Raw genomic sequence first — 2,591 nt, forward strand, 5'->3', positions numbered from 1 at the left:
TATGAATATGATAAGGTCCCTTTTTCGCGGTGGACAGGGATCCTGACCAGGAGCATTGTCAGGATGACGTGAAGGGAAAGTCTGCCCGGACGAGCTCCTCTTCTGTCATCCCGTAGTGCTCCTGTACGGGATCTCACCCAAACAACTGCTGTACGCTTAAGAACCAAAACCCGCTGAACACTGTGAAGACAACGTTGTCCGTCAACGGTCCACCACCCTATGCGAAGAAAAAACAAAGATCCCGAAACAAGTTCGGGATGACGTTTGGGGGTATCATCCGTAACAAAAAAGGGGTTTACACAAAAAAAGAGACAGAACCCCGTAGTGCTCCTGTACGGGATCTCGCCTCTTCAGTCTCATCGTCTCTTTCTCTCTCTCTTCTCTCTCTCTATCTCTCTCTCTTCTCTCTCTCTATCTCTCTATCTCTTCTCTCTTTCTCTCTCTCTATCTCTCTCTTTCTCCATCTCTCTCTCTCTCTTCTCTCTCCCACCTCTTCTCGCGAGACGAAGTCTGGCAGGCCTGCGTTAGCAGACTGACTCACTTGAATAATTCTAGGTACGATAGTGTACAATCCAACCAGGGGAGGTGGGCTTTTGTGAAGAAGATTGTTACGAGAGTGATTATTGGTTTAATTATTGGGTTGATTACGTGGGGGATCGTTGTCATCATTTTCAGCAGCGGTATTTCAGATACTTTCTCATCAATCACTTCAATCGAGAAAGCAGATGTGCTCATGGAAATAGATGAAAATGGTCTTCTGACGGTCACGGAGACGATCGACTACGTTTTCAAGAAACCATATAGAGGCATTTATAGAGAGCTGCCTGCCGACAGGGCCGGAAGTCAGTACAGCGCGATTGAAGTAACTGCAGTTGGAAAAGAGATCAAATACATCGAGTCGTTTGGTTCTCAGGACGCTCGATCTGTAAGGATTTGGTTTGTCCCGTATAACACGGGTGCGGTATCTCCTGTGAAGGGAGAAGAAAGAGTAAGCGTTACTTACAAGTACACGGTAAGAAGAGCTGTAGAAGTCGGTACAGATATAGCTCAGATTTTCAGGAAGATATGGGGCGAAGATACTGCAAGTTGGGTCAAAAAAATCACAGCTACAATAGTCTTTCCTGAGAATCTTGAGATCCTTGAATTCTATACACATCCCGATGCTGAAGTATATAGAGAAGGAAATACCTATGAATTGGAGGTTACAAATGTGCCTCCACTAACATATGTTGAATTTAGAGCAGTGATTCCTAAAGATCAAGCGATGGCCATGAATATGAGAAATGTTGCTTTGGGCGGAGCCTTTGACAAGAATTACATAGACGGGGTCGAGAGCGGAGTCAGGCGAAAGATCCTCTTTGGAAAATGGATAATCCCGATCGCGATCGGTTTGCTGACGCCCTTTGTTTTCATTCTTGCTCACAGGAAGCTTGGCAGGGAAATAGACGTTGGATATTACGCGGAATATGAACGAGATCTGCCGACACAACACGCGCCCGATGTCATAAACGCAGCGGTCAAGAACCTGGCCGGTATGGTAGACAACGACGGGATTGGATCTACAATAATGGAGCTTTATCGGAGGGAGTACATCGATTTCGAGAAGGGCAAAGGCGACAAGGTTGAGGGAATTGTTATAAAGAACCGCGACGTTTCAAAGCTTAGGCCTACAGAAGCTGCATTCCTAGAGTTTCTAGACAAGTACGACACAGGAAACGTATTCGATTTCTCTGCAGTCAAGAAGACGGTTACTAAGAAGCAATCGGAAGCAAGGATCTTCACGAGCGATTTCTCAAAGTACAAGAGCAAAGTTCACGACACAGTCAAGGGAATGCATCTTATCGATCTGAAGGGAAACGCAATCGCCAAAGGTTATTCCTTTCTTATGTTGATAGTCTGTGTGATTCTCCTCGCCTTCTATTCAGGCGCCGATCTTGCCCCTTTGAGAATCTTCTCGCTAATCTTCTTCGGTGCAATCTGGGTTTTCTGTTGGATAGTGATGGTCCTGCCGAAGGATGTGTTTGGTCGGTGGACGAGGGAGGGAAGGCTCTTCTATCTGAAGTGGCTCGGGCTTAAGAACTATCTCGAGGACTACTCTCTGCTAAATGAAAAGCCGCCCGAATCGATCATCCTCTGGGAGGAGTATCTCGTCTATGCAACCGCTCTTGGAATAGCGGACACCGTTAGAAAGAACCTGAACAAGATTGTTCCGGAAGATGTCTGGAGAGAGCAAAGTAGACATCCATACATGTACTATCCCGTTACTGCCTATGCTGTAAGCTCTTTTGCAGGTGTTACCAGAGCTGCATATTCCGCCTCGAGCAAAGGCTCCGGAGGAGGCGGAGGATTCAGTGGTGGAGGCTCCGGAGGCGGAGGAGGAGGAGGCGGTACTGGCGGCTTCTAGAAGTCTCCGCCTCTTGCGACTAGGCTAAGCATATAGCGATTTGTGATGTCGCATCGGACTTAAATGAGATGATCACTTAACGATATGTTTTCATTAAGGGAGTTGAGCACCAGACCAGCGTGATATAATCAATCGAAAGTTACCCAACGGAGGAGCACCCGAGATGAGTAGACGTCCATCAGGGAAT

2 protein-coding genes are annotated in these 2,591 nt (G+C 46.9%); one reads left to right on the forward strand and one right to left on the reverse strand.

Annotated features, from left to right (window positions below; genetic code table 11):
- Window positions 1-388 precede the first annotated feature (388 nt).
- Window positions 389-541, reverse strand: coding sequence for a hypothetical protein (locus tag BG32_RS14510; protein ID WP_259459783.1), 153 nt, complete (start codon window positions 539-541; stop codon window positions 389-391).
- Window positions 542-595: 54 nt separating this feature from the next.
- Here BG32_RS14510 and BG32_RS14515 point away from each other — a divergent pair, with 54 nt between their 5' ends.
- On the forward strand, window positions 596-2,404 hold the full coding sequence (locus BG32_RS14515; RefSeq protein WP_121527030.1) for a DUF2207 domain-containing protein: 1,809 nt from the start codon (window positions 596-598) through the stop codon (window positions 2,402-2,404).
- Window positions 2,405-2,591 lie beyond the last annotated feature (187 nt).

The organism is Mesotoga sp. HF07.pep.5.2.highcov (assembly GCF_003666285.1).
Classification (GTDB): Bacteria; Thermotogota; Thermotogae; order Petrotogales; family Kosmotogaceae; genus Mesotoga; species Mesotoga prima.